The 4,637-nt window shown below is 51.8% G+C and carries 2 protein-coding genes and 1 pseudogene; 2 read left to right on the top strand and 1 reads right to left on the bottom strand.

Translation table 11 applies throughout. From position 1 onward, the window contains the following. Positions 1-238: pseudogene (locus L691_RS28640) on the bottom strand (DUF2161 family putative PD-(D/E)XK-type phosphodiesterase); the annotation flags it as partial. A gap of 244 nt (positions 239-482) precedes the next feature. On the opposite strand from L691_RS28640, the gene L691_RS0111585 reads away from it, so the two are divergent. Together L691_RS0111585 and L691_RS0111590 are read left to right on the top strand one after the other, a co-directional pair. Then, positions 483-2,378, top strand: coding sequence for a PrkA family serine protein kinase (locus L691_RS0111585; RefSeq protein WP_025690683.1), 1,896 nt, complete (start codon positions 483-485; stop codon positions 2,376-2,378). Between the two features lie 157 nt (positions 2,379-2,535). Beyond that, positions 2,536-4,637: LTA synthase family protein (locus L691_RS0111590; protein ID WP_025690686.1), on the top strand; the 2,102-nt coding region annotated here is incomplete at its 3' end.

The raw sequence follows: 4,637 nt of genomic DNA on the forward strand, positions 1-4,637 counted from the left end.
TCTCCCGGCATCTCTCAACCGCCAAATACACCGCCGGACTAAGCTTCAGCCGCTCCACCCCTTGCAGCAGCAGGGAGAGGTTGAAGGTCTTCTTCATCTCCACAATGAGCGGCGGTTCTTCATCTCCCCGGACGCCGACGAGGTCGCATGAACGCACTTCACCTTTAATCTCATAGCCTTGCTGTTCAAAAAATTTTTTTAAAGGAGCATACAGCTCTGTTTCGTGTCTTACCGCCATAGTTTGTCTCCTTTGTCACATTTGCAGCTGATTCTCTATTATAGCACACCAAAAAAGAGGTCAGTATTTCAGGCTTCCCGCATAGTTATGTATTACACTTTTCGAATGCAAACTCCGCTGGGCGGCGGAAGCGTCGGAAGGGACGGCGGCAGGCAGGCGGATATTTAGGCGAGGGTAACCGGGTGAAGCCCGGACAGACATCACGCGCGGGTCACAAGAGCGTAAGGTGAGGAGGCAGCGAGCAATGGACATTTTTGAACGTATAGCATCGTACCGGGCAGAGAACGAGCGTATGGCGTGGAGCGGAACCTTCAAAGATTATATAGAACTGCTAAAAAAAGATCCCACTCCCGCCAAAACGGCCCATTCCCGGGTGTATGACATGATTAAATCGCATGGTGTCGAGGAAATTAACGGCCGCAAGCGTTACAAATTTTTTGAGCAGGAGATTTTCGGATTGGACCGGGCCATCGAAAAGCTGGTGGAGGAGTATTTCCATTCGGCGGCGCGGCGGCTCGATGTGCGCAAACGGATTTTGCTGTTGATGGGTCCCGTAAGCGGCGGCAAATCGACGCTGGTGACGCTGCTGAAGCGCGGGCTGGAACAGTATTCCCGTACGATACAAGGGGCGGTATACGCGATCGAAGGATGCCCGATGCACGAGGAGCCGCTGCATTTGATTCCGGGTGAGCTCCGTCCGGAGATCGAGAAGGAGCTGAATGTGCGCATTGAGGGCAATTTATGCCCTTCCTGCCAGATGAGGCTGAAGAATGAATATGGCGGCGATATAGAGAAGATGCGGGTTGTGCGGGTGCTGTTGTCGGAAGAGGAGCGCGTCGGCATCGGAACCTTCAGTCCGTCCGATCCGAAATCGCAGGATATCGCCGATCTGACGGGCAGCATCGACTTCTCGACCATTACCGAATACGGGTCGGAATCCGACCCTCGGGCTTACCGGTTCGACGGCGAACTGAACAAGGCCAACCGCGGACTGATGGAGTTCCAGGAAATGCTCAAGTGCGACGAGAAGTTTCTGTGGAACCTGCTGTCGCTGACGCAGGAGGGCAATTTCAAGGCAGGCCGGTTCGCTCTGATCAGCGCCGACGAGCTCATTGTGGCCCACACGAATGAAACGGAGTACAAGGCGTTCATTTCCAATAAAAAGAATGAGGCGCTCCAGTCCCGGATGATCGTCATGCCGGTGCCTTATAACCTGAAGGTGGCGGAAGAGGAGAAGATTTACGCCAAGCTGATCGCCCAGAGCGACATGAAGCATGTGCATATTGCCCCTCATGCGCTGCGCGCAGCCGCGATTTTCTCCGTCTTGACAAGGCTCAAGGAGAGCAAGAAGCAGGGCATGGATCTGATCAAGAAGCTGCGGATGTACGACGGCGAAGAAGTTGAGGGCTACAAGGAAGCCGACCTGAAGGAGATGCAGAACGAATACTTAGACGAAGGTATGTCCGGCATCGATCCCCGGTACGTCATTAACCGCATCTCCAGCGCACTGATCAAGGGCGATCTGGAGTGCATGAACGCGCTTGACGTGCTGCGGGCGATCAAGGACGGCCTGGATCAGCATCCTTCGATTACGAAGGAGGAGCGGGAGCGGTATTTGAACTTCATTTCCATTGCCCGGAAGGAATACGATACTTTAGCCAAGAACGAGGTGCAGAAGGCGTTCGTCTACTCTTTTGAGGAGTCGGCCAAGACGCTGTTCGAGAACTATCTCGACAACATCGAGGCGTTCTGCAACTGGACCAAAATCCGCGACCCGCTGACCGATGAAGAAATGGAGCCGGATGAGCGGCTGATGCGGTCCATCGAGGAACAAATCGGCATCTCGGAGAATGCCAAGAAGGCCTTCCGGGAGGAGATTCTGATCCGGATTTCCGCCTATTCCCGCAAAGGTAAAAAGTTCGAATACAGCAACCACGACCGTCTTCGCGAGGCGATTGAGAAGAAGCTGTTCGCGGATCTTAAGGATATCGTCAAAATCACGACCTCGTCCAAAACCCCGGATGAGAGCCAGCTGAAGCGGATCAACGAGGTGTCCCGCCGTCTGATTGAGGAGCATGGCTACTGCCCGATTTGCGCCAATGAACTGCTCCGGTACGTGGGCAGCCTGCTGAACCGCTGAGTGACAACCAATCCCCATAGATCAGTAAAAAGGGCCGCTGCCGCCAGCGGTCCTTTTTTGGATGAGATACGGCCATTTCAATCTATGAAAAGTTCCGCTCTGCAGCCGTAATATCATATATAATAGATTCATTGTACTGTTGACAGGGGCGAACACGATGAAAAAGCTGCTTTACGCCATACCCTCTATTCTTTTTTTACTCCTCTATTCTTATGGTCGTATCCTCTTGTACCGGCAGAAAGATATCGATGTGGAATTTAACGCGCTTTATGCTATAACTCTGAAAGACATCGGCATCGGGATTTTAATTCTGCTTGTTCTATATGCGCTTTCAAGAGTGAATCTCACCGCTTCGTATCTTGCCGCGCTGGTGCTCGGCATTTTCCATTTGGCTAATATCGAATACATTTATGCGCTGGACCATGTGGTTAATCTTAACGATATTACGATGGCGTCGGACAAAGAGTTTATTACAGGCACGCTGTTTCACATCAGTTTCCCGGTGTATTCCATCCTCTTGATGGCTTTGCTGATGGCTTCGATTTTTTTTCTGCGGAGGCTGCCGCTGCTCCCGTTTAACAGAAGAAGGCACCGTCTGCTGGCCTTTGCCGCACTGTCGATTCTTTATCTTGCCATTGCCATTCATTCGAGCGGGGATTGGAAGAACGGCAATTTTGTATCCGCTTCGATCCGTAATTCCGTTGCTCTGCTGACCTTTAACGAAGAAGCGCTGACGGACTATCCTCCGGATATTGAGCGGCAGATCAACACGTCGCAGCAGCTCAAAGACGGCGAATATTTGCTGAACAGCCATACAGGGGGCAAAAATATTCTGATGGTCGTCATGGAAGGCATTCCGGGGGCTTATTCAGCTGTCAATCAGGAGTTTCTGGACATATCGAATGATATCAAGCTGACAAGTCTGGACAAAATCAAAGATCACAGCCTCATTCTCCCTAACTACATCACGCACAATAACCAGACGATAAGAGGAATGTACTCGCTGGTCAGCGGCGACTATCCCAAATTGGATGCGTCCACACCCAAGGCCTATGAATATTTGCAAAAAGACCCCAGCTACCGGGAAGAGCTCCTCCCGAAACTGCTGAAGCACCGGGGCTATAATACGGCCTTTATCCAGGCGGCTGAGCTGGAGTATATGTCCAAGGGCGATTTCATGACGGCTGCGGGCTTCGATACGGTGATCGGAGGGGAGAGCTTTAAGAATCCGTACGTTCCTTTTGGATGGGGGCCGGATGACAAAGCCTTTTTCGAGCAATCTGAGAAGTATATCGATGAACTAAACGACAAGGGCAAGCCGTGGTTCGCTACGCTGCTGACGGTCGGAACGCATCATCCCTACGCCGTGACGGACGATTACGCCAAGCTGTATCCGAGCCGCAAGGCGGCGGCGGTGGCGTATCTGAATGAGGCGCTGTCCGGGTTCATTGATTATATCGATCATTCCAGTTTCGCTAAGGACACTCTGGTGCTGTTCGTCTCCGACGAGTCGCATGGGGTAAATGACCAGCCTTACGGCTCGAACTGGGGGATTTTCGCGGCATATTCACCTGACATTGACGGTCAAGTCATCAACGATGGCGTTTACGGGCAGAAGGATATTCTATTCTCGCTGCTGGATTATGCGGACCCTAACCTGGATGCCTATACGACGGGCCGAAGCGTGTTCCGGAAATATACCGAGGATTCGCCGATCCTGTTTGCCTCCCATTATAATGGAGATGTCTTCTATTCGACCGTGAAAGGGAGCGTCTACCAGGTGGATAACAGCGGACAGCTGTACAGCCTGACCTCCAGGAACGGGGAGCTGTTCAGCAGCAAGTATGAAAGAACTTCTCTGTCGGACAGTGCGCTGAAAAAGACAATACTGACCTATAAAAATTACATCGACAAGTCCACGGCGGGGGACCAGACGATCGTGATTGCGAAAAATAAAATAATCCCGCTTACGGACGGCCGGGAAACCATCGTTACCGACGGACAGTTCATCACACTGCCTGAGGAATCGGTTGTCGACATCCAAGTGGACTATGATGCTTCGTCGATGGCCACATCCGATTGGCTCGTTCTTAAATTCGAGGATTACAGCGGCCACCAAAGCGTACGCATGATCGACAAGCAGACCAGCAGCGGAAGAATGACATTCAGGTTCTACAATAAGAAGGTTGCCTACGGCTATGCCTTCAATCTGAAGACGGCCCTTCATTCCAATGATTACTCAGGCGCCGAAAAATCCAT

It is taken from the genome of Paenibacillus zanthoxyli JH29, from assembly GCF_000520715.1.
GTDB classification, from domain to species: domain Bacteria; phylum Bacillota; class Bacilli; order Paenibacillales; family Paenibacillaceae; genus Paenibacillus_AQ; species Paenibacillus_AQ zanthoxyli.

Excerpts from the sequence above, each read along its gene's own strand:
- L691_RS0111585 (WP_025690683.1), top strand. The coding sequence starts at position 483 with ATGGACATTTTTGAACGTATAGCATCGTACCGGGCAGAGAACGAGCGT.